This is a genomic window from Paenibacillus sp. 05T425, assembly GCF_056396205.1.
The window spans coordinates 1-444 of sequence record NZ_JBFTLA010000108.1; the positions used below are offsets into that span (position 1 = coordinate 1).

At 64.3% G+C, this 444-nt stretch carries 1 pseudogene; it reads left to right on the plus strand.

Annotated elements, in window-relative coordinates:
• Window positions 1-444, plus strand: a pseudogene (locus AC1DF0_RS32315) (hypothetical protein); the annotation flags it as partial.

Sequence of the window (444 nt, forward strand, 5' to 3'; positions counted from 1 at the left end):
CTCAAGCACAACGTGACTGCGACTTTCATGGCCAAACCCATTGGTGACGAACCTGGCAGCGCCATGCACATCCATCAAAGCGTGGTCGACATCGCCAGCGGCCAGCCGATCTTCGCCGATGCCGACGGGCAGATGAGCGAGCTGTTCCGGCACCACATCGGCGGCCTGCAAAAGTACATCCCCAAAGTGCTGCCGATGTTCGCGCCCAACGTCAATTCGTTCCGCCGCTTCCTGCCCGACACCTCGGCACCGGTCAACGTCGAATGGGGCGAAGAAAACCGCACCGTCGGCCTGCGCGTGCCGACCTCGAGCCCCGACGCCATGCGCGTGGAAAACCGTTTGCCGGGTGCCGACGCCAACCCKTAYCTGGCGATCGCCGCGAGCCTGTTGTGCGGCTACCTGGGCATGGTCGAAAAGGTCGAGCCGAGCGCCGCGGTGCAGGGT